A 25,796-nucleotide genomic window follows, 5' to 3' on the forward strand; every position below is an offset into this window, starting at 1 on the left:
CTATACCTCCAGTCTCTTCTTGAACGGCTGAACGGCGTATTCGCTACTATCCAAGCAGTCCACCGGGTAACTTCCGTCATCCGTCCGCACCCATTCACCTTTCTGGCGCTCTGTCTCGTCCCATGTGGCGTTCTCTATGGCTTCAATCCAATGTTTAAGATGTACCATGATTTTGTACCGCCCTTGGTTAATCAGAACGTTCGTCAATCTGATCCGGTCAACGATGCCCTCTTTCTTATAAGCAGGAACCACAGGAATGTGTATCCCCCGGCGTTTAAGCTCATTATTCAACGCCTGCCGGAACAGTTTGTCAGCAGATTCAGCAAAGATATGAGCGCATGACAAAAAGGCCGGATAGGTTTCCGACCATTCGACGATCTTATTCACGACTTCCTTGGCGTACCGGTCATGTGTATATCCAGACTCCTTGCCCTGCTTATGGTAATAGCCATCCAGCAGCATAACCGCTCCATATCGCGGCGTAAATCCAGTGAGCGTGGCAACCGTGGCGTCAGTACCCCCAACGTCTATGCCAATCGAAAACTCAATGAACCGTTCGGCCCGTATCTGCTCCCGAGTGATAATGACATCCTTGACGCTGTAACCCGTGTATATCCGTCCTGTAGCTGCCGTCCGTTCACCCTTAATCTCTGACTTGTACCACAGACTGGATTTGTCATAAGTGATCAGCATCGCCTTGAGTCGGTCGTCTGGGATACTCAGGTTATCGAACACGGTAAAATGTGCGTAATTGTAACCCTGATTCTCCCCTTGCTTCAACAACTCATCCTGAAAGTCCAAGATATCTGCATAGAACCAATGGGCTGGGGGTTTCGGGTTAAGGTCAAAGAACAGTTGCCGCTTAGTGGACGCCAACGTCCGGTCAATCACCTCTTTAACAAATGATGGATGACACTCGTTGACCTCCGTCACATAGGCCGTCCCGTAGGAGTTACCCTTGATCAGCGCGGCATTGTTTGCCTTACCACCGCCTGCAATAATGACGATCTTCTCGCCTGTCTTGGTCTGAATGAAGAGTGCTGCACGGTCCTTGTATTCACCTTCCCGGTAACGCCCTTTGAACAGCCATTGCAACCCGAACCCGTTCGAGTCAATGGCGTTCATCTTCGCGGCTGCCATGCTCACCCCAGCGACCAAATGAAGCTTGTCCGGGTGAACCTCCAAGCACATGGCATAGGCAATCAGGTTAATGATGTTCTTGCCTGCACGCTTGCCGCCCTCAGCTACATTCAGCCACGAGTCCTGGCAACGCCGGATATATTCCGACTGCTTCGTATTAAATGGAGCATATGGAATCAGGGTTGTGTCAGTCATCGTCTATCACCCGTTCCGGCACAGGGTTGTTGATCAAGTCAGCCAATGCGGTAATTTGCTGGTTCAGGTCAAGCTTACTGTTATCTGGCACCTTACCACGCATCACGGCAATACTGGCCTTGATCTGCTCCAAACGCTGCTTCTGGACTTCGTTCACTTCATCGGGGGAAGCCAACCGCGCGACATCTTCATACTTCTTAATGGAACCACCCAGCGCCGTCCATGCAGCAGCCATGGCTTTCAGGCTGGTTGCTGATCGATCCCAAGCAAACTGGAATTCATATTCCTGTTCAGTTATGATCTGTTCAAGCTTCGGTTCCTTCTTGGTACCCGTGTTATGGATCTCAAATTTCTGCTTTTTGACTTCCTTAATCATCTCATCCTTGCCCGTTACATGCTGAGTCTTCAAAGCACGTATAATGTTCGTGAGCTGGATTCGAATGCCTTCCCACAAGATATCCAACGTCGAAAGCTCGGCCGTTGTGTCGTAAATCTCCCGTGTTTCTTCATCATCTGGCAGGAACTTACGGAACAGACCATGCTTAACGGCTTTATCATTTCCGTATGGCCCACCGTGCCCACCTCTATTGCCCACAGCGTTCTGATTGCCCTTCGGCGCTCCTGGTCGCGGCTCAGGCTGCTTCTCCCATTCATCAAGGCTTTTCCATTTGCGAACAAGTCCGGCACTGATTCCAAGCTTTTCGGCAATCTCTCCTGGCTTCATTTCCTTGCCACTGGCGAACCACATCGCTAATGCTTTCTTGCGGTCCGGGCTTCTCTCTCTCGCCATTACATAATACACCTCACCCCTGACATCGTTTATGCAATATTTATGCAAAGACATGTGTTCAAAACCCTGTGTTTTGTACATATGTACTTTCCCACAACCACGCCGAAAACCCTGATTTGACGGGCTTTTTGATAGCTAACTGAATTGTGCGAATATACATAGTTTATGCATAAACCCGAAAACCCGCGTCATTACTGGATTTTTCGATTTTGCCGATTTTGATTATTTCCCGGCTTATTGCCCTCAAATGGGGCGTTTATTCATCGGTTATACAGCCATAATTGAGTCGGTTTTCTTAGAATCAGTCTAAATAGACAAACTTCTAATTCTTTTTCTTCAAATCCAACCCGAAATAAAAACCATTTTTGATCCATTTTGAACCAAATTAAGTAAGTAGAGTGAAACATAACTCTATTTCTGTTGCACTGGAGAAAGTTCAAGAATCTGATTAAATCAAGCTTTGTCCCATTCCCACGTTTGAGTGCAACATTAGCCGGATTGTGTAAAACTCAAACGGCGTATAGCATCGTCCATGGCATCCTGGGTGATGCCCAAATACATCAGCGTGGTTGCTATATCCTCATGCCCGAACATCTCCATTAGTAACGCCAGATTGCGTGGATCGTCGTTATAAAGGTGATAACCCCACGTCTTTCTGAGTGAATGGACTCCAATGTCTGTAAGCCCAAATCGCTTGGCTATGCCACTAATCATTTTATAAGCTGTTATCCTATGGATCGGCTCTCCCACGGCTCCTGTTAGCGTCTTCCGTTGCCTGCTGGGGAACAAATAATCATCATCGTCCATATCTTCAATGTAAATCATTAAATCATCGTAGACATCCGGGTGAATGATGAATTTTTTCCGCTTCCGCTTCTTACGTTTCCGATTTTTCGTTTTCTGAGCCACATAGTTGATATGTTCCTGATCCCGAACGGAAACGACTTTGAGCTGCAGTAAGTCAGAAACACGCAATCCACTATGAACGCCCATACTAAAGAAGATGTAATTACGGAAACTGGTTACCTTCAGGTAATTTTTGATTTGTTCAACAACTGCCTTATCTCGAATCGGCTGTACCTCGTTCATACCACCACCTCATATAATTCAGGATGACAAAAAAATACTTTTCAATGACCGGATAGTTAAAGTTGAAAGAAACCATCTACTTTTCATTCCTAAATTGCTAAATATTGATATTTATAATATATCATGGTATCTTTGAAAGCGTGTTCTCAACTCTTATTTTCCAGCAGAAACTATTAAAAAATTTGGAGGAGATTAAAAATGAAATCGTTAAAGGTTATATTAGGAGTTTCTCTTGCTTCGTTATCTGTATTTTCGTACTCATCTGACTCTTTTGCAGAATCAGCATCTACTTTCGCACCGTCTGAAGTAACTTCCGTATCAAATATCGAAGTCAAAAATCCAATTAACTCTATTCCTAATGAAGAAATTTACGAAGTAACTGTTGAGCCGCAAAGTATAACACTTCAAGCTACCTCCGCTAGTTTCGAGTGGAAAAATTTTGGTAAAGGATCGGGCGAAAAGGCATCAAATAACTCCATATCTTGGAGCGGAAATAATAAAACAGTTACTCTGACTGTTCGTCAATATGAGCATATAAGTAGTACTGGCAATACTGAAACGACTGGCGACGCACACATCATCTATGATCTGGAAAGTTCTTCTGGTAATAGAGCTGGTGCAAAGCAATTAGATGGTTTATTTAATGGCTCAAATACAGGTACAGTTACTTGGTCAAATGTAAAACCAGGTACATATAATTTAATTATAAAAAATAATGGCACTCGATACGCTACTGCTAGTGGTACATTCGCTGCCCAATAGATTCATTGTTGAGAACACACCCAGCCTGATTAATCTAATCAGGCTCTTTATAGTTAGTCCCCCATTAACAACGGCTGCGTGCAACCGCAAGGACTGGCTTACGATTGATTACTTGATGCTTGAGCGGAAGACTGGCCGGGATTCTTGGCATCTTCAGAGGTTTGATCCTCTTCACACTATGTTCGTTCAGCTCCTGGGACTCCTGAACCTCTTCCCAACGGTTTATCATTTCACGTAATGCTGTTCCAAGCCGCTTCATAGCATCCCTTAAAGCATCTGCCGCGGCAGTAAGTGTAATTTTTAATGATTGCTTCAATTCATTACTCACCGCTTCGAACGTTTCATTCTCCTTCAACCTGAACACCGTCCTTTATGTTCACTTTCCAGCCGCATTTACAACTTCGATGGAACAGGTTTTCATCAATTTTGATTGTTCCTTCTCCATTTCCTACGTAGGTGTTACCACAATCAGGACAAGCCGTGTACTTATGGGCCAGTTCAAGGGCTGTTGCTGCGTCCATTTTGCTTTGTCCTCCTTTTTAGACACAAAAAAAGCCGCCATTAAAGGCGACTCTCTTCCGCATCAATATCTATTGAAACTTCTTGTACTCCGTTATGAAATGTTCCCAACGATCATTATCAACTTTCTTCCCTGTCTCACCATTTTCTTTATCCGGGAAGAACACTACCCGATTTAACGTATCGATCCGGGTCACCTTGCGAACGTTCACAACTGTCTCATCAGAGATAATTACAAATCCGGGTGTATTAAGAATACGTTCCATTTGTGCTTGTGCAAATTTTTCATTCATGCTGTCATCCTCCTAAGTGCAATTGGAATACCCGCCAATCATAACCACTGGAGGACATCGTAGGCAATGGAAGATTATCCAATCCATGCGTCTTATTCCACATACCTTATTAATGAATTTTTTTCAAAGGTAGTTTGCGGGCGAACACCATAATGTTAAGATGGAATTCACAACAAGTAAATTTTAGGAGATGATTTTAATGCAAAATATTGGTGCTAGTTTCATAATGGACATCTACAGTTGCAGATGGGGACACAAGGACCCATACACACTAACTAAGACTGAGAACGGCTGGAACATTTCTTCTAACAAGTTTGATTCTCTTGAGAGCGACAAACACGGTAATCCTGGTATTGGTAAAGTCCTTGATACTGAATCTATAGCCTATCCTCACGATATTGGATACTTTCTTTCAGATCTCTGGGATGCTTCACAACTCAAAACGAAAGAAGAAACCCAGAAGCTTTTCAACCAACTCGCTGAATGGATTTCAACTTCAGAAGAAACCAAGCCAAATTTCGGCCCATTGCACGTTTAATCAAAACGAAAGCCGCTCTATAATCAGAGTGGCTTTTTTTGTCATGAAAACCTCTATTGTACGGCCTTAGTAGGAATCGAACCTACACAATCCAATAGACCATAATATAAAGTAGCGGTGATCATAACCGCTTTCCCCCGCACACCGCACCCCTGACGATTCACGTCTAAGGATATACAATCCCACAGCACGGTCGAGTCCTGCTGGGATAAGGGGTAGCAGGGACACCCGGGCAAAAGCCCTATGTCCCTACTTTAATTTGCATTAACCGTCATATGATTGTCATGATACAGTCAAGTTACCGTCAATATTTTAAGGTTTATATGATTCCGCAATCTTTCAGCGTGTTGGCAACACACCTGATCCCTTCTGTGATGCGCCGATCTACTGTTCTTTCACTCATCACACTTCGAAAGTTAATTACAGTGTGCTTCCATTTCCCGCCTTTGATGAACCGATGTTCAATAATTCGTCGGGCTTCATCGTCCTTGATCGTGCGAATTGCCATGTCTACCACGCTGATTTTCTCATTGTAGGCATCATATTTGCCTTTTTGCTCTGGCGTCAATACCCTCATTGCTTCAAACACACTTTTGCTTGCCTTCCATTGGGGGTAATCTTCGCGGAGCAACTTTATTGTGGCTTCGGCATCCTTATCAGTGGCGCTCGGAAACAGTTCTAATTGTTCTACAGCGTCCATATGATCCCCCTTTTGCACTATATTACATAAAATCATCAAGACTCGCTTGGCCTTCTATGACCACTTCTGAAGCATCTTGAATCAATCCTCGGTCCAACCAATCTTTTGGAGCGTTTTTCTGATACTGCGGCCAGATTGGTTCCCCGGCTCGAGAGCGTGTAGGGTTCTCGCTCTCGGCTTTCTCCGTCCATGCCCATTGGGTAGGTGCTGTTACCATATCGTTACTCATGAGTTGCTTCACCTTCTTGCTCAACTGGCTTATTTTCATGCAACCATCTGTATATCTCCTTTAATGCCGCGTCAGCCCTGTCTGGTGTTCTTCCCATGCTCAAAATATCCGTCACTTGCATTAACAACCGTATTGAGCTGGTGCGCTTGTTCTTCTCCTCTTCAAGTTCCTTACGAAGTTGATCGTTCTCAATGAACGAATCTTCCAGCTCATCCATCAGCATGGTTGGATAGGGTGTTCTGGCTTTTGCCAGCTTCCGTTTTACATCAATTATGCTTTTCATAGCTAATCTCTCCCCTTTAATTTCTTCGCAGGCCGATTCTGAGGTACCGCCACGGCATTTATAGATGGGGGTTGGTGTTTTTATACCCCAAAACGCTCTATGCACACTTTACGTCCGTCTACGAGTCTGTTCCTGTATTAACCGTGTGTCTTAACTTTGCTCTATCGAAATGGTTTTGAAGATCCTCACGACTTCTCACAGTGTAGTGCCGTGCAGCTTGAGTTTTTATTACTGACCGAATTTCACGTTTGCCCTGGCTGAATTCATGAAGCAGCCCCAGCCGGACAACGATTTCATGTAGCACACGCCATTGTTCGTTGGCTTCCTTGGCACGGCGGCGCGTTCTTCTGTTCGCCTGATACTGACGCATCAGTTCTTCCGGCTCCACCTCTTCTGGACCAAGAAACTCGAATGCATGTGATAAATCCGTTGCTTCACCATCGCAGAACCCAACACAGGTTACCGTATTATCAAATTGAGCCTTGATATGCTTGACCAATTCATGAAGCTGGCTTGCTGCATCTTTAGGCGTCATTACCGTTGTGTCGTCCATACTCCCTGTCCTCGCTTTCCTTGAGCCGTTTACATAGCTCATCGTATTTTTCCATAGCGGGTATCCGGCGTGGATCATCAGGGGCAAGGGCATCAATAAATGCCGCACCCTTTATCATCCGTTCCCGCAAACGTTCCTGATAATAGCTGACCAATTCACGAAATATCCGGTCGAAGTGATCCAATATTTCATCCGGAGTCTGAGCTATACAACCCTGACTTTTCAGGCGGGTGAATGTGTGTTCGTCAATGTCGCCGTTTTTCAACGCATTTTCCAAATGGCTGATTAAAATGATCTGATACCGCATGATGAGTCTTACGTTGTTTTCAATCTCCAAATGATCTGCTGTCACATTCACACCGCCTTTCTGATCAGTCGTAATTCATCCGTGCTATATCTGAAAACTTGCTGAAATTCTTCATGTACACCATTTCCGCGACCCCTGTTCCTGTATTCCGGCCCTTGGCAACGATGATTTCCACAATGTTTTTCTTCTCTGTCTCGGCGTTGTAATAATCGTCCCGGTACAAGAAGTCGATTTCGTCCGCATCCTGTTCAATGGAACCGGACTCCCGTAGATCAGACATCATCGGACGTTTGTCCTGCCGCTGTTCAACGCCCCTACTGAGCTGGGACAGCACTTCTACCGGACAATCGTTATCCCGTGCAATCTGCTTCAAGGAACGGCTGATATAGGCGATTTCCTGTTCACGACTTGAGAACTTTTTGCCTGCGCTAATCAACTGCAGGTAATCGATTTGAATAAAAATGTCACCGTATTCCTTCTTGAGCTGCTTCACCTTCGCCGCAATCTGTTGAATGGTGATCCCCGGCGTGTCGTCAATCACAATTGGCAAACCGTTCAAGACGGCCCGCGCATCTGTGTAGTCCTCCCAGCTCTTGGGGTCTAATAGTCCAGTGCGTAACATGGTACCGTCCAGGTTCGCTATATTTGCAATCAATCGTTCGCCTAATTTCTTACCTGGCATTTCAAGGCTGAATATCCCGGTAGTCACGCCATGCTTAGCAGCAGCCTTTGAGTTATTCAGCATAAAAGCCGTTTTACCAACCGATGGCCTTGCAGCCACTATGATTAAATCTTGCTTCTGTCGTCCACCTGTGAGTCTGTTCAGATCTGCACCGCAAGTGGGCACGCCTGTTATGCCTTTGGATTTGCTCCGCTCGTCCAAATCGTCATCGTGGCCGTCCATGACTTCACTGATTTTCACCATGCCACGTCCAGAAGGGGAACGTTCGGACAACTCTTCTGCTCCCGCTTTGATTCCTGCAATCACTTCTAGCGGATCGGAAGACGCTTCAAGCAGTTGCCGCTGTTCATCCAACATCCGCAATCCCTGCCGTTTTATTCCGGCTTCTTGAACCAGTGCGATATACTCCCGTACATTCGCCGTGGTCGGCACAGCTTCAGCGAGTTCTCCAAGATACGTCAACCCGATCACATCACCCGTTATCCCTTTGGCGTTCAAATGGGTGTACAATGTGATTAAGTCAACGGCCTTCTGTCCTTCATGAAGGTCCACTATCGATTCAAAGATGGGTTGATGCTTTGCTGAAAAGTCGTCAATCGTTAGAATTGTGACTGTAAGTGCCACGGTTTCCTGTGTCTGATCCAGTAGGATGCAACCAAGAACCGCTTGTTCGGCTTGCAAGTTGAAAAGGTTATCCATTCGGCTCACCTTCTTTCAGGAGCGGAACGGCGCTTTTCTCCCAAGACTCCATGAGTGCCAAACGTTCCTGTGTCTCTGAACGGAGTTGGTCTATATTTGATGCCGTGGGGTTCCCTCGTATCTGTGAAATCATCGGCGGAAAATGTGATGTCTTGATGTGGTGCGACAAGTTTTGTTCAGCCTGTGAAAAAGGAACATCTTCAAGCATTCGTTCCCAAAGCGTGACCATTTCGTCACTCAGTTCCACTATGGGGTAGGCTGTAACCACTACCGCCAAAATGCTTAGAACCTGTTGATTGTTCATTCCGTGTACCCTCCATACGTCTTTGTAAAAGAGTCTTATTCCGACTTGACCGGGTGTTGCTTTGATTATTCGGTAACGGAACAACTGTTGTAATTTTTGGTGCTTCTGTGAAATCGGCATATCTTTCGTTCTTCGGGTTTAAAAAAGTGGAGCCATGCATGATGAAGTTGCTTTCCGTTCCATGCATAGAACAATGCTCCGCGTAATGCTGAGAACATCGGATTAAAAGTTCAGGTTTAACCTTCGCTTTGATTGCTCTGTCCCACATATTTTCAGCACCCTTTTTTGAAACCTTTCTTGGGTATGCATTCCAGAACAATTCGAAATCCGAAATGACCATATCTTTAATGTCTTTATCTTTTAATGTCTTTATATTGTCTTTAGGAGCCCCGGAAGCCGCGTCCTGTATAGGCTCAAGGGGTGTCACGGTTACTGTTTCAGTAACTGGCGGTTCCTGTTTCAGTAACTGATTTCCGTTTTCGGTTACCGTTTCAGTAACTGGTACATCTTGAATCGGTTCCTGTTTTGGTAACTCTTCCGCATCCGGCGAGTCCCCGTTTTGGTAACTTGCAGCAGCCGGATTTCCTTCAATTTCCTCATCCTGTACGGTTACCGTTTCAGTAACCTGTTTCCTCATCTTTTTAGCATTTATTAGGTTGGTATAAATCAACTCATCGAACCGATTACCGTCCCAGCCTTTTACTGGTGATATCTGCCAATAGTCATAGTTTTCATTGAAGCGATATTCACTGTTGTTCCGTGTTATTACTTTGCAATTTTCAAGATGTTTAAGTTCAGCGCCTATATGCCCTTTACCAACACCACACAAGGCAAAGTCTTTTAACATGGGAATGATTGCAATCTCTTGATTGCAGCCATAAGACAAGCGCCAGATAAATAGCAAAATATCCTTCTGGCGCTTGGTGAAATCCCGACGAATGACCTCATCCCATATCTGGTTGGCAATCCCTACAAATCCGTTCTTCTTGCGAGAGTCGGTCACACGTCTCACCTACTCTTCCTTTATTTCAAATTGATCTTGCGTGCCGAATGCAGCAGCCAGTAAATCCCGAATAGCATCACCTTTAGGCCGTTCCTTATCACACATCCGACGAATGAACTGAGAGACAAATTCATATAATTCATCACGATCTACGTACTCTAAATACGTCATCATAGATGCTTGAAATCCACTGCTCCAAATGTCATAAGTCCACCACTGGAAACGCATGTGATGGTACTTTCCTGCAAACTCTGAATCCGGTTTAAATGGGCGCGTAAGGGAACGAATAAGTTCATGACTGACCGATTCAACGTCAACAATGGTTTTCTTAGATCCCAAGACTCTCACCCTCCCAATCGTATTGAGCTGAAATGACTTCGAATCCCTCAATACGAACCGGCTTGCTATACCAGGTATGGGTAGCTTCTGAATCGCTGGGCCAAGCCATGATGGAAGCAGTCTCATTGGCCGAATCGTACATAGGCGCAACTTTAATGTTGGTCCCTTCTACCTGTGGCAACCCACGGATAGCATCACAAATCAAGCCCAATACATATGTCCATACATCCACTTTATTTTTTAACGCTCCACGTTCGCTGATATATACATGGAAGTTGTTCAGCACCGGATAAAGGCCCTTTGTTTGAATGCTTGCAGCCAATTCTTGAACCTTTGTTTCGCGGCTTAATTTTGCAAAAGGAACAGCCGTTTTCATATTGTCCACCCCTCAAATTTGGGGGCAGCCCTTGCGCTTTTCAAAAATATGATGTTATAATGTGCGCGAAGGGATGCCCCTTTGATTTTGGTTACCTTGATATCCCCGCCAAGAGATAGATCAAGGCGAACCGTGAATGATTATCTAAGATGACTTACAGAAGCTGTGTACGCCGTTGTAATGGCTGACATGGCTTCTTTTTCGCGCACATCAACAATTGCAAGTACATTTGTAATATCTTTGTTCATTTGGTCCTTTGGATAATTTTCATCGGTACTAACAAGATAGATGATGTCTAAAAGCTGCTTCTTCATTTCCCAATACGCCATCAGTTCAGTGTGTTGTCCCTCTGTCATACCGCCCTACCTCCCACAAATATATTGTCGTTACCTTTCAAAAACGGGCTGAGATTAATTGCTTCATACTCATGCAGATCGCGGAACAATCCTTTAATTTCCTTAGAAATATCCTCCCGGCTGAATAAGTCATCAGCTTCTACATTTTGAATCAATTCAGCTATTCTTAACTTAATTTGAATGAGTTGGGATAAGTCATTAAAATCAACTGTTTTGATATTCAACCGGGCACGGTATACATCACTAGCCAATCCAGAATAGACGTGATTGTAGTTCGTATCATAGCACTTGCAAAGTCTTACAAATTCATCTATAGCCGCATGAGTAGAATCAACCTCAAGTTCAGAAACCCGCTTCACTGATATACCTGACTTTTTAGCGGCTTCCTCCAGCGAATATCCGAAGTTCACCCGTGCTTCCTTCAATGTCAACTTTTGAGCGATAGAGATTCCGTCAGCTCCCTTCATTCCTGCACCTCGCCTTTTGCTTCAAGTGGCGGGTCAATCATATTGCGGTAATCCTCATTCGCCATCCCAAGCAGTTCCTGCAGCTTGTCCAAATTCAGCGAACGTTCAATCCAGCCCGCAGCACTTACGGGATTTGTTTCAAGATAAGCTTGTTCAAGTCCGTTACGGCGTGCTTCCTTACTCTCTTTACTAATCGCTTCACAAGCATCCATCATGTCATCAAAATTAAGCGTGCGTAAGAATTGGATAAATACGATTTCTTGTTCAGATAGATTCATTGTTTGTTATCCCCTTTGGGTTGTTTTTGGATATTGCGCACTATGATGGCGTGTTGAAGCGGATTTCCAAACCATAGACGGGCCAGTTCCGGAAGTGTCATGTTCATTCGCCTTTGTTCGTATAGCCCACAGTCAGAATCTGGTTTCCGTCTTCAAGCACCTTGACGTTTTTTATGACACGCCCTTCACGGATACGATCAGTCAACCAAATCAATGCGGCTTCAAAATCATCAGAATGAACGTCAACAGCCATTACCTCATCCTCAAATTCGATATCTTCGATGTAGTTATGAGCGTCCGCAATCGCTTCTGGCGACATTTCCCCAGTACTAAACCATGCTGCATACGTTTCATTAGCAATGCACAATGAAATCTGTGATTCGGTAATTTCCTTTCCGTATGATTCAGATACGCTGAACAAAAGACTGGTTTCTCCCAAATCTATTTGCATTGCATCTCCACCATCATCAGCCGTTCTTTCAACAAATTCGGTCTTAACAGGCTGGGTTACAATACTCATGAATGGATCTGCATCCTCACGCAACTTGAGTTCCAATGAGCAAGGCACTGAATGTTTTTCCATGACCTCGAATAAATGAAGGATTTCCCCGAATTCAGCATTTTTCAGTTTTGTAGTTGTCATTTGTATATTCTCCTTTGGTGCGGATCAATGCCGCAAACATTTAGTTTGAATTAACTTAAAACAATGTTTGTCCATTTACTTCCTCAATACGTCTTAATAAATTTGTCGGCGGTGTCCAGTGTGGAACATATTGCAACCCGCGCTCGAGATCCTTCGTATACGTATTGCAATAGGAAGTTATGTTGAAATACTCTTGATAATCATTCCAAAGGGCCGAATAGACGCTACTCCGAATGCTGTTATCGCTGTACGCTGCACTCTTTTTCCCACCAAGAACGCCAACGACTTTGGAATTACCAGCCTTCCGCAACAAACGCTGCTGGGCATAATCAATGGTCGTGTGATTTTCCAAATGTTCCAATCTGGAATCCAGTTGTTGCATTTTCTTATCCACTGCAAAGATTGCTTTCAATTCTGGACTGAGGTCATCATAATTGAATCCGTTATGGATGAATGCAGCAGCCAGGACATCCTTTGCCTTGAGTTGGTATTTCACAAGCTTGTCCGCAACTTCTGGTTGGTGAGCCTGCATACTTGGAGTGATTGAAATTTTCGCAAGCCACAGTGGAAGGAAGTCTAATTCGATCACTAAAGCTTCTTGCCTCCCACCATTTGTAGGGAGCGTTAAATTTGACGCACCTTGACCCAAAACTACATCCGTTTGAATTTTCTTAACTTGTGCGTCAGAATGGTTTTTGTCAAAACCAATACCTTGGCAAACCCATTTAACCCCCACATATACTTTTCCGTCATTCGCTCTCACACCGAGAAGCTCAGCACCGTTAAACGGTACCAACTTCTGTTCTACTGAATAAATTTCGCTCATACTTTTTCTCCTTCCCAACCAACGCAATTTTCTTTTTCCTGTTGATCCATCCATTTGTCCAAGGTTTCTACTCTAAATAAAATTTTAGCTTTGGTAGAAGTTGATCCCCCAGCTCTGTAATGAGGGAGTTTTTTTTCTCTACAAAGTACACGAACAGTGTCTTCTGACATCCCTAAGTATCTTGCCGCTTCAGGAACAGTAAGACGTGTTTGATCAATAGTAACTGTCATGATGCAAACTCCCTTTCTTACTAAAATCAATTCAAAACAATCACAGTTTCTTATTAGAAACCTCTGGACGTAAAAAATAATCATCAGCACTAATTTTGAAATTCTCACAAAGAACTCTCAACTCAGCGATCGAAAAATCTCCGCCTGTACCATTAAGATTTTGGTTAAACGCAGACGGTGATTTGCCTAGCATTTCAGCAACATGCTTCTGTTGGACACCACATTCATCTAAATATGCTTTGAACTTGGTGTATGGGATATGTCTACGCTTTGTCTGCTTCAATTTCTTCACTCCTTTCCGGTTTCTGTTTTGAAACCTTGTGAGATGAGTATATCCACCTCCGGTTTCAATGTCAATAACTTTATTGTTGATTATCTAAACAAAAGTTGCTTTTTCGAAACCTATACTTTATTATGAGTTTAGACAGTTCTAAATTGAATAATTAGGAGAATTGAGATGAGTCAACCAATCGGAAAAATTATCAAAAGTTTACGTAACAAACACAAACTTTCACAAGATGAACTGGCGGAAAAACTTAATCAAAAGTTCAATACAACTATAAATAAAGGCATGATCTCAAAATGGGAAAACGATCTCGGAGATCCTCGCCTGGATACGGTGAGGCATCTCTCAGTCTTCTTCAATGTATCTTTAGACTATTTGTTAGGGAGAACTGATGAACCGAAAGATACTATATCTGATGAAAAAGATGCCCCTTTAGACGAGAATTATCGAAAAATCGAAAGATTCGCAAGAAAGGTTTCTCCAGATGTTTTAAAAAAAGCAGTAAAACTTTTAGATGCGGCCTTCGAAGATGCCTTCAATGAAGAGGATTATGAGGATGATGATGATATTTAAACCAAATTTTAAAAAAGCAGAAATGTCAGCATACAGATTGTTGAGAGAAATTCCAACCGACAGATTCCCCATAAAAGTAAAGGATATGGCTAAGGAATTTGAAAATCTAAAGATTCGAACTTACACCTGGTTTGCAGAAAAAAGAAAAATGACATTCGAAGAGGTTTGTACATTTGCTGAAAGCGAAGAAGGCTGTTGTTATTATCAAAAAAAAAATCACCAATATTTAATACTCTACAACGAAAAAATTTCTACACCCGGTAGAAGACGTTGGACAATTGCCCATGAGATCGGTCATTACGTTCTTAGGCACAATGAAATTTCTAATAAGACAATAATCTCAAGAAGTTCTCTTACAAAAGATCAATACAAATCATTTGAACAAGAAGCAGATTGCTTCGCTCGATCTTTATTAGTTCCGTCAAGTGTTCTTTATGCCCTCAGAAAATTCAATGCTAAGGATTTGAGCAGTTGGTTTGATATTTCATTTCTTGCTGCTAAAAACACTCTAAGTTTTTTTAGCAAAGGTACTACACTAGGTAAGACACATAATCCTAAAGACTTCTTAGTAAAAAAATATTCAGACTTCATTTTTACTATAAACAACGAACATCATTGTAATAATTGTAAACACAACTTCATAAAGACTAACCCCAATTATTGTCCAGTATGTGCATCTAAAAAAATCTCTAATAAAAGGATTGAATTTGATATGAAATATGACAAAGTGAAACTTGATGAATCAAGTCGTGCCATAACATGCCCAAAATGTAGTAATGAAGAAATAAACGGTAATGATTATTGCAAAATTTGCGGCGTTTATGTGGTAAACCGTTGTAATAACAAAGAACATTGGAATGGAAAACCTGAAATTATTTGTGATGAATTAGCTGATGGTGACGCAAGATTCTGTACTAAATGTGGTCACGCAACAACCTTTTACGATAGTGATTTACTTCCCTATTGGGAATTAGAATATAAACATGGGAAAAAGCAAGAGCACAAAAGTTACCTTGAGCATCTTGATGAAGAAGCTGAAATGGAAGCGGAGATGGAATATGAAGAAGAAAAAAGAGAACGTACAACACCACAATTTAAAATTTTAGATGAAATACCATTCTAGATTCAACTGTTACTTTACTGAGAGGAGTAAGGAAAATGGCATCTATTGAAGCTCGTGGGACCAATTCTTGGAGATTAACCGTTGAAGCTGGTTACGATTCTAATGGGAAACGGTTACGTGAAAAGAAAACGATTCGCATCGATGAAAAATTATCACCAAAGAAATTGGATGAGAGGCTCAATGAAGAATTAGTTAAATTCAAAATGGAAGTAGAATCTGGACAGTATATTGCACCAGAAAAAATGACGTTTGCCGCATTCGTAGATGAATGGAGAGAGAAGTTTGCTAAAGGGAAAAAGTATGCTCCTAAAACAACTGAACTAAACGAGTACATGTTTACTCTCCTACTTCCCCACTTAGGGAACAAAAAAATGAGTGATATTAAAACAATGCATATTGTACAGTATTTCAGTGATATAGAAGATTTCGAAAAAAGGCTTTTCAGTTACAAAGGGGAACTGTCCTCTTCTACTCTTATATCCCTTCACAGAATATTGCGGAATATATTTGGTGTAGCCGTAACCTGGAAGGTTATAAAGGACTCACCCATGGAAGGATTGAAGTATCCAAAGAAAATTAAAGTTAAGGCTGAATGCTACGATGAGGAAGAGAGCAAGGAACTTTTAGAAATCTTAGAGTCGCAACCCTTAGTTTGGAAGGCAATTGTTACTTTAGCAATAACAACCGGTATGCGTCGAGGTGAAATTTGTGGTCTCGAATGGAGACATATTAACTTAGATAAAGGAATTATCGAAATTGAGCAGCAAATGGTATACACAAAAGAAACCCAAAAGGCTATAACACCACCGAAAACGGCGGATGCAAACCGGAAAGTATCGATCCCTAGAGTAGTGGTAGATCTTCTAAAAACTTTGCGTAAGCAGACAGTTGTCAATATTGATAAAATGGGTTCAGAGTGGAAGGGTAGTTTAGAGCGTCAATTTGTCTTCACCACTTCGTCTGGTTCTCCATTTGGACCAGAATATGTTTCAAGCAAATGGCACAACTTTGTTCGTAAACATGGATTACGTCCCATTAAATTTCACGCTTTAAGACATACGTCAGCGTCTTTGTTAATTAATCAAGGTGTACATTCAAAAGTCATTTCAGAACGCTTGGGTCATTCAGACATAGCGATAACAATGAATGTTTATGGCCATGTTTTCCGTAAAGCTGACCATGATGCAGCCAACAAGTTTGACGACATGTTTAGCACAAAAAATAAAGAAATTAAGTAATCGTCCCCAATCCGTCCCCATTTACTATAGTACCACCCTAGGAATGCTTATACAGCAGTGTTTTACACTGCTTGATATCTATAGATGTAATAGGTTTAACCTATAATGAGAGAAAGACAAATAGACCACTGCTCGTCGCAGAGGTTTCAATTGATAACAATTATCATTATCAGATAAGTCTTATACTACGTTTCCGCTGCTTCGCTGTCAATCCTTTTTATCTAGAACATAAAAAAACAGCCCTGAATCCAGAGCTGCTTTGCTAGTTTCTGTTATGAAATGAAAAGACGCCTTCTATGAGACTGCTTGCCCGACTACTGTATTACAAACCGTTTTTTGCAATCACATCTTTGTACCAATAGAAACTCTTCTTTCGTTTTCTCTCCAGTGTTCCATTGCCGTCATTATCCTGATCTACATAAATAAAGCCATATCGTTTCTCCATCTCTGAAGAAGAATAACTAATCAGATCAATTACTCCCCAACTGGTATAGCCGAGCAGTTCAACACCGTCCAGAATCGCCTCATGCATCTGTTCAATGTGAGAGCGGAAGTAATCAATACGATAATCATCCTGAATGCTACCATCAGCTTCAATCGTGTCTACCGCCCCAATTCCATTTTCAACGATAAACAAAGGCACCTCGTAACGACTATACAGTTCATTCAGTGAGATGCGCAGACCTACCGGGTCAATCTGCCAGCCCCAATCATTCGTTTGCAGATACGGGTTCTTCACCCCTCCAGTTGTATTGCCACTCACCTGCTCCAATCGGTCGCCATCCACACTTGATACCAGGGACATATAATAACTGAATGAGATAAAGTCCACAGTGTGTACTTTCAGAATCTCTTCATCCCCCTCAAGCATATCCAGGTTAATCCCTTTTTCGGCAAAAAATCTCTTCGTAAAGTATGGATACGCTCCACGCACCTGTACGTCCGTAAACATAAGATTGAATTGATTATCCCGGGAAGCAACAAGTACGTCTTCGGGATTACATGTATGAGCGTACGTTGTCAGTTTGGTAAGCATACATCCGATCTGGGAACCGGGAATGATCTCATGACAGTATTTCACTGCGAGCGCACTCGCTACAAATTGATGGTGCAACCCCTGATATACAGCCTGCTCCACATTTTCGTAACGCTCCGGCACAATACCACCACTCGTAAACGGATGGCGAACAATGCTGTCAATTTCATTAAATGTAATCCAATACTTCACTTTGTCCTTATAACGGGTGAACACGGTTTTGCAAAAGTGAACAAAATACTCTACGACTTTCCGATCCGTCCATCCACCGTGGTGATTCACCAGATACATCGGCATCTCATAATGCGACAACGTAATTAATGGTTCAATCCCTTGTTTCAGCATGCCATCAATAACGCGGTCATAGAACTGCAAACCGGCTTCATTCGGCTCTGTTTCGTTGCCATTCGGGAAAATTCGGGTCCAAGCAATAGATAAGCGCAACGTTTTGAGACCCATCTCCCCAAACAGGGCTAGATCCTCCTCGTAACGGTGGTAAAAATCAATGCCTCTGCGTTTCGGATATTCTCTGTCCGAGGTAGACTCCATCGCAGTTTTGATCTGTTCTTCATTGATCGCATTATGCTTTTTATACTCACTCTTGGCTACACCTTTTCGATAGATAGCAATGTCGGCTGTAGACAGACCTTTGCCATCCACATTCCACGCTCCTTCTGCCTGATTGGCAGCAATCGCTCCTCCCCATCGAAAATCTTCTGGAAACGTTCTTGTTGTATTGGTCATTGTGTATTCCTCCTTGGATTATCTCTGTAACTCTTTGATTCTTGCTCAATTGCGACTCATGACCCGATTGATATGAATAATCAAATACATCATCTCTTCATTGGAGATCGTATGTTCAAACCGTGCTTCAATATAATCCTTGATTAGCAATACGCAGGCTTCCTCCTGCGGATATTTATTCGCGATCTGCTCAAAGAGCTCATGATCCTGCGTGTTTAACGTTTTATGTTCAAAAAGCCGTTGAATGAAAAATTGCAAATGGGTCAAAAAGCGTGAATAGTTGATGCTGTGTGTATCCAGCTCCACTTGGTAGTGAATTTTGATAATATTGAGTACATCCTTGACGGTATTGGTCATCATCATGACCTGATTCATATTGTCATCATTCTGCTGCGCATTCACGAGATGAAAGGCAATATTCGCCGCTTCCTCTTCAGGCAGGGAGAGTCCAAGCTGTTTTTGAATGAGAGACAGACCATGCAACCCGATGTTGAACTCCTGTGGATAGAACTTTTTAACTTCCCACAACATTCGGTTCTGGATCGTCATATTGTCCTTGAATCGCTTCATGGCCATATACAGATGATCCGTTAATGCGACATAGAGATGATCACTCAGATGGCGGGACAATGTATGTTTGGCATGGGAGATGATTTCGTCAGCCAGAATCAGATATTCTTTTGGCGTTTCCTTCATCAGAGCGGTGAGATCCGAAGAGATCATTTCATTTTCAAGGACATAGATCTTCTCGATCTCTTCCTCGCCCACGACATCTCCCGGTTTGCTCCTGTAGCCGATGCCCTTTCCCATCACAATAATTTCCTTGTCATCCTCACCACGTCTGGCAAGAACAATGCTCGAATTCAATATTTTTATGACTTCCATATCAGGCTGCCTGCCTTTCATTCATATTTCAGCGAGTTATAACACCGTAATTAATGGTTTCCCCGGTCCTGTTGTCGCCGCAGATTCATTGCCCAGCACCTCCAGATAATCCGAGGAATTGGTCACAATTACAGGGGTCGTGGTGTCATAACCTGCGGCTTGTATAGCTTCAAGATCAAATTCAATCAGGAGCTGACCATGAGAGATCTGTTCTCCTTCGTTCACTTTTACATCAAAATGCTGGCCTTTCAGTTTCACCGTATCCAATCCGACATGAATCAGAATTTCTACACCTTCTACCGATCTCAGACCGATGGAATGTTTAGTGCGGAACACCGTCTCAACGGTACCATCAAACGGGGCAAACACCTTGCCAACACTTGGCTGAATGGCCATCCCTTGTCCCATGGCTTCTTGCGAGAAGGCCTCGTCCTTCACCTCTCTTAATGGCAGAACTTTACCTTCCAGTGGAGCAAAAACGATCTTTTTCGATTTGATCCCTTTGGATGGCTGGATTTCAGATTCGCCTCTCGCTTTGTTTGTAGGACTGCCTGCTATCGACACTGCTGTTGGAACAACATCCTGAAATCCAATGACATATACAGCGACAAACGCGACAAGAGCAGAGATCAGCATGGTAATGATCGCATAGATAATATTCATATGATCTTCACTGATAAACATAGGCATAGATGCAATCCCCGGACCCACGGCAGCATATGCCTTGAGATTCACAATACCTGCGAACAACCCAGCGACTCCGGCGCCGATCATGCAGGCAAACAGCGTTTTCTTGAGCCTTAAATGTACACCGTAGAGAGCAGGTTCCGTGATACCGAATACACCTGAAATTCCTGCAGACAAAGCGACTTGTTTCAACTTGATGTCTTTGGTTTTGAATGACACCGCCAGTGCGCCTGCTCCCTGCGCCATATTGGATGCCAGCATCGCGACCAGCACCAGTGTTTCATATCCAGGTGAAGCCAAGGCTGCGAAAATAATGGGATAAAATACTTTATGCATACCGAACATGACAATCAGAGGCATCAGTATAGCCATAATGACAACGGTCAACCATCCAATCTTATCCTGAATCCAATAGATCAGGTTGGACATTCCCGTTCCGAGATACATCCCTAAAGGTCCAAGTACAATCAGGGCAACTGGAGCAACAATGAGAATAACAATCAAAGGTTTAAGGAAAATTTTTACTGGTCCTGGTGAGATCTTGTCCGCGAACTTTTCAATGTAAGACATGAACCAGACCGTTAAAATAATCGGTACCACGGATGTCGCATATTGAACGGATGCAACAGGTATGCCAATAAAGGACACCGGATCTTCACCGCCAAGCAGACCAATCATATTCGGGTGTAACATGATTCCACCAAACAGAACGGCAACAAAGGGGTTCGTTTTAAATCTATTTGCACTGGAATAGGCCAGTAGAATCGGAAGAAAGTAAAAGGCAGCATCAGACATGACACTCAAAACGGTATATGTCTGGCTCTCTTTAGACATCAGGCCGGTCACGGTCGCCAGTAGCAAAAGTGCTTTAAGCATGCCCGAGGCAGCAATGGCTGGGATAATAGGTTGGAAAATGCCTGCAATGACACTGGCAAAAGTATTAAACAGTCCTTTGGGGCTATAATCCGCTTTTTGTTTCTCCTGAATTTCGTTTGATTGCCGAGTATCCATCATCTTGGCAAGTTCATTGTAGACGTACGCGACGTCATTACCGATAATAACCTGATATTGTCCGCCGCTATTCACTGCGCCAATAACACCATCAAGGCTCTTAATTTCTTGGGTCTTCGCCATATCCGGATTCTTCAGGGTAAGTCTGAGCCTGGTAGAGCAATGAATTAACGTGTTGATATTATCATTGCCACCGACCAGCTCCATAATCGATTGGGCTAATTGTTTGTGATTCATGGTGCACCTCCGTTTCTTGATGGGAACAAAAAAAGACCTAAAAGGGGCAGGAAAAGAGAAACTCTTCCCACCCAATCTAGGTCTTGCCTGCCGAACAGTAACACGCCATCGTTGGATGAATGTTATTCAATTATATGAACGAAAAAGAATATGAACATTTGAAATGGTTCTGTGCTAACACTTGAAACTGGTACACATGAAAACGTTGATTTTGTTTTACCCGGGTAAGTGGTTCTTATTAAGCGTTTTCAAAATTAGTATAGCAACTCTTCTGATGGAGTGCAAGCGGTTAAGCGAAATTAATGATTTCTTTATCTGTAGTGATATAATGGTGGCATAACGAAAGGAATGACCAATGACGATGGAATTCAGACAACTTCAATATACGTTGCAAATTGCGGCCGAACGCAATTTCTCCCGGGCAGCAGAGAAACTGCATATTGCTCAACCTTCATTAAGCCAGCAATTATCCAAATTGGAAAAAGAATTGGGTGTGCTGTTGTTTCAGCGTAATACAAGTACCGTGGAGTTAACCCATGCGGGTGTTACGTTTGTCGAGCAAGCCCAGAAGATCGTAGATGCCGTGGAGCTATTGCGTCAGGAAATGTCAGACATCTCCCAGCTTCGCAAAGGTAAAGTCGTTGTGGGCAGCATGCCGATCACGGGTTCACACTTGCTCCCACACGTGCTTCCAGCTTTCCAACAAGCTTATCCCGAGATTGAGGTTACCTTATTGGAAGACTCCGGGCTTGCGCTTGAGAAATTGACAGCAAGCGGCAAAGCAGATCTCAGTCTGTTATCTCTTCCTTTACAAGAGCCAAGTCTCGCCTACGTTGCCATTGGAGAGGAAAAGATTGATCTGGCAGTTCCCCCGAATCACCCTTTGGCACGCAGGGCAGATCCGGAGCATCCGATTCCTGTGCGAATTGAAGAGCTTCGTGATGAACCCTTTGTTGTATTGAAAAAAGGACAGGGTTTCCGCAAACTTACATTTGATCTCTGTGAGCAGGCTGGTTTTGATCCCCAAGTTGTGTTTGAGAGCACAAATATTGAAACCGTTCAGTCGCTGGTCGCCACAGGCATGGGTATTACACTGGTTCCACGCTTTATTGCCCGTGCGCCGCGCAGTGAATTCGTACCTGTGTACGTGCCGCTTGCTGAGCCAACTCCCAGCAGAACACTTGTTGTGGCTTATCGTCAAGGAAGAGTACTGTCAAAGGCAGCCGAAGCATTCATCCATACGTTTCAACAAACGGTGGCCGAACTGTCAAAGGGAAACTAAGAAATTGCTCTATGTTAAAGGTACATTTCTTTAGGTACAATTCATACTGAACCAAAACAAAGGCTTGACCCTTATGGGCCAAGCCTTTGTCATATACTCGTTTCCCGCATCCGCAGGATAGAGTTCTTACATTGCAATCACAGTAACTGGTTACAGTACAATGTTGCTTGTTAAGTTGTTTAGCTACAATGCTAATTTATAATGTTAACGTAGAAACGTACATAAGAAAACTTCATGTCTGGCGGTTTATTTACGCAAATTACGATCGCTTGTCAGCCTGTTTTGCTGATTCATTACACGGCCTTCGTCCTGAACAGTTGAATCAGGGGGTGATAGCCCTCCTGCTCCATTCTCTAAGAATGCCCTTAAGTGATCTTCCCTTGTGTTATCCTGTTCCAGTCTCCTGAGCGTATCTTTCACATGGTTGTCCATTGATTGATCATCTCCTTGGTAACGGGATAGTTATCATTACCCGCGCCCTGGAAGAATAAACACTTTATCTAAAGAATTTTATTCCAATTTTTATTTTTCGCCAAAATAAACGCCAGGTCGACGGTCTTCAAACACGGGAATACGCCCGCGAACCTCATCTACCAGGGAAGGGCGAATGATTCCAGTCACGATCTCTTCCCCTTCGCCACCTTCAGCCACAATCTCACCCCACGGATCAATGATGAGAGAATGTCCGAAAAACTCGGTGTCTCCCCCTTTTCCCACACGGTTACAGGCGATCACATACATCTGATTCTCAATCGCTCGTGCTGTAAGCAACGTACGCCAATGGTGGAGACGAGGGTTCGGCCATTCAGCAGGAACAATCAATGCCTTGGCCCCGTTGAGAGCAAGGGTGCGAGCAAGTTCCGGAAACCGGATGTCATAACAGATCGAAGCACCCGCTGTAAGACCGTTCTGCAATTCAAAAATTTCAGGTTCCGCACCTGGCTGTAAATATTTCTCCTCGTCCATTAGACGGAACAAATGTAATTTATCATATCGTGTTACCTGTTTTCCTTCACGATCATACGCGTACATTGTATTGTATATTTGACCATTCCGTTTCTCGGCAATGGAACCGCCAACGATGGAAATTTGATGTTTTTGAGCAAAAGCAGACAGCCATTCCCGAGATTTCTGGCCTTCCGGGTCAGCGAGTTCATGAATTTGAGTCAAAGCGTATCCGGTATTCCACATCTCAGGTAACACAGCCAGCCCCAGATCCGGATATTGTTCTACCGCACGCTCAAGCAATTTCTGCATATGTTTATGATTAGCCTCAGGGTCTCCGAGTTGAATATCGCCCTGAATCAGGGCTACACGCATTTCTCCCTGTTGTTTTTCTGTCATGACAAGCACTCCTCTGAACCGTAATACCTGCTATCATAGCTTGATCCTCTTGAGGACTGCAAGCCTGTTTTTATTATGAACTTGCACACAACACCTCAGGCAGCAGGGTCAACAATCGATCACTCGTGAGTGCATCACCCACATTCCATGTTGACTCCTCCACAGGGTATACCCGTCCATTCTGCACAGCCGGAAGGGCCTTCCAGCTGGGACTTTTCATCAGCATCTCTGTAGCCTGTCTCGCCACGACTTCCTCAGGCAGCATAACAAATACATGATCTCCCGCATACTGACGTACCGCTTCAGCCGAAATTTCCTTATAGGCTCTGCCCGCTGCAAGTGCTTCCTTCACTTTGGTAACTGGCCTGAATCCCATCGGATGATATAACAATGGCGCCAGACCGATATTGCCCATAACAAATAATCGTGCACCCCGATGGTATGTAAATACGGAAGCCGTTTCCCCCTCTTCAATCACAGTATGGATCTTCGCCCACATCTGCTCAGTACGCTCCTCATAGGAGGTTAGCCATTGTTCAGCCTGAGGTTGTCTGCCAAACCAGCTGCCCAATCTGCGCATTCGTTCTTCCAACGTGGCATGTGAATTGTAAGCAAGCGTCGGTGCAATCTGGTAAAGTTGTTCATACTGCTTTTCATTGCTGCTATCAAAAATAATCAAATTCGGCTTCATTTGAACAGCTGCTTCCACATTAACCGGAGCAACCGCGTCATAGGTCTGATCTCCCAATATCTGAATACCCAGCATCAGCAGATCCCCAGCCGAATCTCCGTAATACATAATTCGCTCCGGGTTTACTGGAATATTCACATCATGACCCAACCAATCTTGTACCAACGTCTGCTGCTGAATCGATCTGTCATATTGACGAGGAGATAATCCGGTCATTTGGCGAAAACGCCTGCTGAAATAATACTCATCCTTAAACCCTACGCGACTCGCTATATCCCGAAGTGGTTCATCTGATTTGCGAAGCCAGTCCTTGGCATGTTTGATGCGTACATGATTTACATAATCGAGCGGCTTGTGACCCGTGAGTTGTCTGAAAAGAGTCGTAAATTGTACAGGTCTGATCTCCGCAAGACGTGCCAGTTTCTGTACAGTGATTTCTTCAGCATAATGGTCGTCCACATACTGAATCGTACTGTGTAGTCTTGCTTCCATACTCTGTTCCGTCTTTGGAGAAGTGTACCGGGTAATGATCATCTCCATCCATTTTTGGAACTGTGCATTCAAATGACTGTATTCGGCATCTGTTTTATAGTTCCGAATGACATACATTTGCTCAAGCAGACCACTTAAAGGAGCATAGGGATAACCATTCAATTGGTTTCTGTGCTCAAATACAGGGCGGGTAAAGAGCTCGGGATCACCCGTCAACACATGAATAACATCAAAAGCCATTACGAAATATTTCAATTCCAAGTTATTACGATGTTCAATCTGGTGCCCCTCTCCCGGAGAAAGCGGATAAACACATCCCGTAGTAAACGGAAACTGTTCATGTCCAATATATAAACGCCCATCCCCTTCTTCGCAGATCAGGAAGGCATGTTTCTCGCAAGCAACTTCCAGCATCACCTGTTCAGGTGGTTCAATTCGTCGTACCAGATGATCCAGCCGAAACATGAATGCTGAGAAGAACAACGCTCCCCCATCGGCATCCAAAGCCTGCATGTCGGTTCACCTCGTTTTTCTAAAATGAGAATAATTATCAATCATTCTGTATG

Annotated in this window: 35 protein-coding genes; 6 read left to right on the forward strand and 29 right to left on the reverse strand. The window is 43.5% G+C overall.

The genetic code is table 11. The features are described from left to right. From ACETMN_RS20205 to ACETMN_RS20215, 3 genes are all read right to left on the reverse strand, one after another. Entirely contained in the window at positions 1–1,335 is a 1,335-nt protein-coding gene (locus tag ACETMN_RS20205; protein ID WP_411735016.1) for a terminase large subunit domain-containing protein, read from the reverse strand. Beyond that, the gene (gene terS, locus ACETMN_RS20210; RefSeq protein WP_340388469.1) at positions 1,328–2,125 is read right to left on the reverse strand and encodes a phage terminase small subunit; all 798 of its coding nucleotides are present in this window, start codon (positions 2,123–2,125) and stop codon (positions 1,328–1,330) included. The genes ACETMN_RS20205 and terS overlap by 8 nt, the downstream gene beginning before the upstream one ends. Before the next feature lie 489 nt (positions 2,126–2,614). After that, on the reverse strand, positions 2,615–3,214 hold the full coding sequence (locus ACETMN_RS20215; protein ID WP_091014800.1) for a tyrosine-type recombinase/integrase: 600 nt from the start codon (positions 3,212–3,214) through the stop codon (positions 2,615–2,617). Positions 3,215–3,412: 198 nt separating this feature from the next. Here ACETMN_RS20215 and ACETMN_RS20220 point away from each other — a divergent pair, with 198 nt between their 5' ends. Beyond that, on the forward strand, positions 3,413–3,976 hold the full coding sequence (locus tag ACETMN_RS20220) for a hypothetical protein (protein ID WP_091014802.1): 564 nt from the start codon (positions 3,413–3,415) through the stop codon (positions 3,974–3,976). Between the two features lie 64 nt (positions 3,977–4,040). Here the strand turns inward: ACETMN_RS20220 and ACETMN_RS20225 are convergent, their stop codons facing one another. The 3 genes from ACETMN_RS20225 to ACETMN_RS20235 all read right to left on the reverse strand — a co-directional run bounded on the left by ACETMN_RS20225 (position 4,041) and on the right by ACETMN_RS20235 (position 4,788). Beyond that, positions 4,041–4,331 carry a hypothetical protein gene (locus tag ACETMN_RS20225; protein ID WP_091014804.1) on the reverse strand — a complete coding sequence of 97 codons (291 nt, stop codon included), beginning with the start codon at positions 4,329–4,331 and terminating at the stop codon, positions 4,041–4,043. After that, positions 4,318–4,497, reverse strand: a complete 180-nt coding sequence (locus tag ACETMN_RS20230) for a DUF3797 domain-containing protein (RefSeq protein WP_091014805.1) — start codon at positions 4,495–4,497, stop codon at positions 4,318–4,320. Before ACETMN_RS20230 ends, ACETMN_RS20225 begins: the two co-directional genes overlap by 14 nt. Positions 4,498–4,566: 69 nt before the next feature. Then, on the reverse strand, positions 4,567–4,788 hold the full coding sequence (locus tag ACETMN_RS20235) for a hypothetical protein (RefSeq protein WP_091014807.1): 222 nt from the start codon (positions 4,786–4,788) through the stop codon (positions 4,567–4,569). A 199-nt stretch (positions 4,789–4,987) separates the two neighbouring features. Here ACETMN_RS20235 and ACETMN_RS20240 point away from each other — a divergent pair, with 199 nt between their 5' ends. Beyond that, entirely contained in the window at positions 4,988–5,326 is a 339-nt protein-coding gene (locus tag ACETMN_RS20240; RefSeq protein ID WP_091014809.1) for a hypothetical protein, read from the forward strand. 319 nt (positions 5,327–5,645) lie between these two features. Here ACETMN_RS20240 and ACETMN_RS20245 read toward each other — a convergent pair whose 3' ends face one another. The 17 genes from ACETMN_RS20245 to ACETMN_RS20325 all read right to left on the reverse strand — a co-directional run bounded on the left by ACETMN_RS20245 (position 5,646) and on the right by ACETMN_RS20325 (position 13,884). After that, positions 5,646–6,026 carry a hypothetical protein gene (locus ACETMN_RS20245; RefSeq protein WP_411735017.1) on the reverse strand — a complete coding sequence of 127 codons (381 nt, stop codon included), beginning with the start codon at positions 6,024–6,026 and terminating at the stop codon, positions 5,646–5,648. A 22-nt stretch (positions 6,027–6,048) separates the two neighbouring features. Beyond that, positions 6,049–6,255: a hypothetical protein gene (locus ACETMN_RS20250; RefSeq protein ID WP_411735018.1), complete on the reverse strand. Its 207-nt coding sequence runs from the start codon at positions 6,253–6,255 to the stop codon at positions 6,049–6,051. Next, positions 6,248–6,538 carry a hypothetical protein gene (locus ACETMN_RS20255; protein WP_411735019.1) on the reverse strand — a complete coding sequence of 97 codons (291 nt, stop codon included), beginning with the start codon at positions 6,536–6,538 and terminating at the stop codon, positions 6,248–6,250. Before ACETMN_RS20255 ends, ACETMN_RS20250 begins: the two co-directional genes overlap by 8 nt. A 118-nt stretch (positions 6,539–6,656) precedes the next feature. Then, on the reverse strand, positions 6,657–7,073 hold the full coding sequence (locus ACETMN_RS20260; RefSeq protein WP_411735020.1) for a hypothetical protein: 417 nt from the start codon (positions 7,071–7,073) through the stop codon (positions 6,657–6,659). Further along, a complete protein-coding gene (locus ACETMN_RS20265; RefSeq protein WP_411735021.1) occupies positions 7,063–7,443 on the reverse strand; it encodes a hypothetical protein in 381 nt (126 codons plus the stop codon). The genes ACETMN_RS20260 and ACETMN_RS20265 overlap by 11 nt, the downstream gene beginning before the upstream one ends. 19 nt (positions 7,444–7,462) lie before the next feature. Beyond that, positions 7,463–8,761, reverse strand: coding sequence for a replicative DNA helicase (dnaB, locus tag ACETMN_RS20270; protein ID WP_411735022.1), 1,299 nt, complete (start codon positions 8,759–8,761; stop codon positions 7,463–7,465). Between the two features lie 10 nt (positions 8,762–8,771). Continuing rightward, positions 8,772–9,083, reverse strand: a complete 312-nt coding sequence (locus ACETMN_RS20275) for a replicative helicase loader/inhibitor (protein WP_411735023.1) — start codon at positions 9,081–9,083, stop codon at positions 8,772–8,774. Then, a complete protein-coding gene (locus ACETMN_RS20280) occupies positions 9,013–10,095 on the reverse strand; it encodes a replication protein (RefSeq protein ID WP_411735024.1) in 1,083 nt (360 codons plus the stop codon). The genes ACETMN_RS20275 and ACETMN_RS20280 overlap by 71 nt, the downstream gene beginning before the upstream one ends. Then, the gene (locus tag ACETMN_RS20285; RefSeq protein ID WP_411735025.1) at positions 10,096–10,425 is read right to left on the reverse strand and encodes a hypothetical protein; all 330 of its coding nucleotides are present in this window, start codon (positions 10,423–10,425) and stop codon (positions 10,096–10,098) included. Next, positions 10,415–10,801: a hypothetical protein gene (locus tag ACETMN_RS20290; protein WP_411735026.1), complete on the reverse strand. Its 387-nt coding sequence runs from the start codon at positions 10,799–10,801 to the stop codon at positions 10,415–10,417. The genes ACETMN_RS20285 and ACETMN_RS20290 overlap by 11 nt, the downstream gene beginning before the upstream one ends. 140 nt (positions 10,802–10,941) lie before the next feature. Beyond that, positions 10,942–11,157 (reverse strand): hypothetical protein, encoded by a 216-nt coding sequence (locus ACETMN_RS20295; protein WP_411735027.1) that lies wholly within the window; start codon positions 11,155–11,157, stop codon positions 10,942–10,944. Further along, on the reverse strand, positions 11,154–11,624 hold the full coding sequence (locus tag ACETMN_RS20300) for a helix-turn-helix domain-containing protein (protein ID WP_411735028.1): 471 nt from the start codon (positions 11,622–11,624) through the stop codon (positions 11,154–11,156). The genes ACETMN_RS20295 and ACETMN_RS20300 overlap by 4 nt, the downstream gene beginning before the upstream one ends. Then, complete coding sequence (locus tag ACETMN_RS20305; RefSeq protein ID WP_411735029.1) at positions 11,621–11,902, reverse strand: hypothetical protein; 282 nt, start codon at positions 11,900–11,902, stop codon at positions 11,621–11,623. Before ACETMN_RS20305 ends, ACETMN_RS20300 begins: the two co-directional genes overlap by 4 nt. 103 nt (positions 11,903–12,005) lie before the next feature. After that, entirely contained in the window at positions 12,006–12,545 is a 540-nt protein-coding gene (locus tag ACETMN_RS20310; protein WP_411735030.1) for a hypothetical protein, read from the reverse strand. Between the two features lie 55 nt (positions 12,546–12,600). Beyond that, positions 12,601–13,371: an ORF6C domain-containing protein gene (locus ACETMN_RS20315; protein WP_411735031.1), complete on the reverse strand. Its 771-nt coding sequence runs from the start codon at positions 13,369–13,371 to the stop codon at positions 12,601–12,603. Further along, the gene (locus tag ACETMN_RS20320; protein WP_411735032.1) at positions 13,368–13,601 is read right to left on the reverse strand and encodes a helix-turn-helix domain-containing protein; all 234 of its coding nucleotides are present in this window, start codon (positions 13,599–13,601) and stop codon (positions 13,368–13,370) included. Before ACETMN_RS20320 ends, ACETMN_RS20315 begins: the two co-directional genes overlap by 4 nt. Before the next feature lie 40 nt (positions 13,602–13,641). Next, entirely contained in the window at positions 13,642–13,884 is a 243-nt protein-coding gene (locus ACETMN_RS20325; RefSeq protein WP_411735033.1) for a helix-turn-helix domain-containing protein, read from the reverse strand. A 174-nt stretch (positions 13,885–14,058) separates the two neighbouring features. Between ACETMN_RS20325 and ACETMN_RS20330 the strand changes: the two genes are divergently transcribed. Genes ACETMN_RS20330 through xerC form a run of 3 tightly spaced genes read left to right on the forward strand, consistent with a single transcriptional unit; the run spans position 14,059 to position 16,821 of the window. Continuing rightward, positions 14,059–14,460 (forward strand): helix-turn-helix domain-containing protein, encoded by a 402-nt coding sequence (locus tag ACETMN_RS20330; RefSeq protein ID WP_411735034.1) that lies wholly within the window; start codon positions 14,059–14,061, stop codon positions 14,458–14,460. Further along, on the forward strand, positions 14,444–15,583 hold the full coding sequence (locus tag ACETMN_RS20335) for an ImmA/IrrE family metallo-endopeptidase (protein WP_411735035.1): 1,140 nt from the start codon (positions 14,444–14,446) through the stop codon (positions 15,581–15,583). The genes ACETMN_RS20330 and ACETMN_RS20335 overlap by 17 nt, the downstream gene beginning before the upstream one ends. Positions 15,584–15,618: 35 nt before the next feature. After that, positions 15,619–16,821 (forward strand): tyrosine recombinase XerC, encoded by a 1,203-nt coding sequence (gene xerC / locus ACETMN_RS20340; RefSeq protein ID WP_411735036.1) that lies wholly within the window; start codon positions 15,619–15,621, stop codon positions 16,819–16,821. Positions 16,822–17,143: 322 nt separating this feature from the next. On the opposite strand, the gene ACETMN_RS20345 is transcribed toward xerC, so the two are convergent. The 3 genes from ACETMN_RS20345 to ACETMN_RS20355 are packed head-to-tail and all read right to left on the reverse strand — an operon-like array spanning position 17,144 to position 21,421. Then, on the reverse strand, positions 17,144–18,601 hold the full coding sequence (locus ACETMN_RS20345) for a glycoside hydrolase family 1 protein (RefSeq protein WP_411735037.1): 1,458 nt from the start codon (positions 18,599–18,601) through the stop codon (positions 17,144–17,146). 45 nt (positions 18,602–18,646) lie between these two features. Beyond that, positions 18,647–19,507, reverse strand: coding sequence for a BglG family transcription antiterminator LicT (gene licT, locus ACETMN_RS20350; protein ID WP_411735038.1), 861 nt, complete (start codon positions 19,505–19,507; stop codon positions 18,647–18,649). A 15-nt stretch (positions 19,508–19,522) separates the two neighbouring features. Next, positions 19,523–21,421 carry a beta-glucoside-specific PTS transporter subunit IIABC gene (locus ACETMN_RS20355; RefSeq protein WP_091017962.1) on the reverse strand — a complete coding sequence of 633 codons (1,899 nt, stop codon included), beginning with the start codon at positions 21,419–21,421 and terminating at the stop codon, positions 19,523–19,525. 361 nt (positions 21,422–21,782) lie between these two features. Between ACETMN_RS20355 and ACETMN_RS20360 the strand changes: the two genes are divergently transcribed. After that, the gene (locus ACETMN_RS20360) at positions 21,783–22,703 is read left to right on the forward strand and encodes a LysR family transcriptional regulator (protein WP_411735039.1); all 921 of its coding nucleotides are present in this window, start codon (positions 21,783–21,785) and stop codon (positions 22,701–22,703) included. A 246-nt stretch (positions 22,704–22,949) separates the two neighbouring features. Here ACETMN_RS20360 and ACETMN_RS20365 read toward each other — a convergent pair whose 3' ends face one another. The 3 genes from ACETMN_RS20365 to ACETMN_RS20375 form a co-directional block, all read right to left on the reverse strand. Further along, positions 22,950–23,135, reverse strand: a complete 186-nt coding sequence (locus ACETMN_RS20365; RefSeq protein WP_017687767.1) for a hypothetical protein — start codon at positions 23,133–23,135, stop codon at positions 22,950–22,952. A gap of 90 nt (positions 23,136–23,225) precedes the next feature. Then, on the reverse strand, positions 23,226–24,047 hold the full coding sequence (locus ACETMN_RS20370; RefSeq protein ID WP_411735040.1) for a carbon-nitrogen family hydrolase: 822 nt from the start codon (positions 24,045–24,047) through the stop codon (positions 23,226–23,228). A 73-nt stretch (positions 24,048–24,120) separates the two neighbouring features. After that, positions 24,121–25,743 carry an ABC transporter substrate-binding protein gene (locus tag ACETMN_RS20375; RefSeq protein WP_411735041.1) on the reverse strand — a complete coding sequence of 541 codons (1,623 nt, stop codon included), beginning with the start codon at positions 25,741–25,743 and terminating at the stop codon, positions 24,121–24,123. Positions 25,744–25,796: the final 53 nt, after the last annotated feature.

This window comes from Paenibacillus sp. M2, from assembly GCF_046713495.1.
Classification (GTDB): domain Bacteria; phylum Bacillota; class Bacilli; order Paenibacillales; family Paenibacillaceae; genus Paenibacillus; species Paenibacillus amylolyticus_B.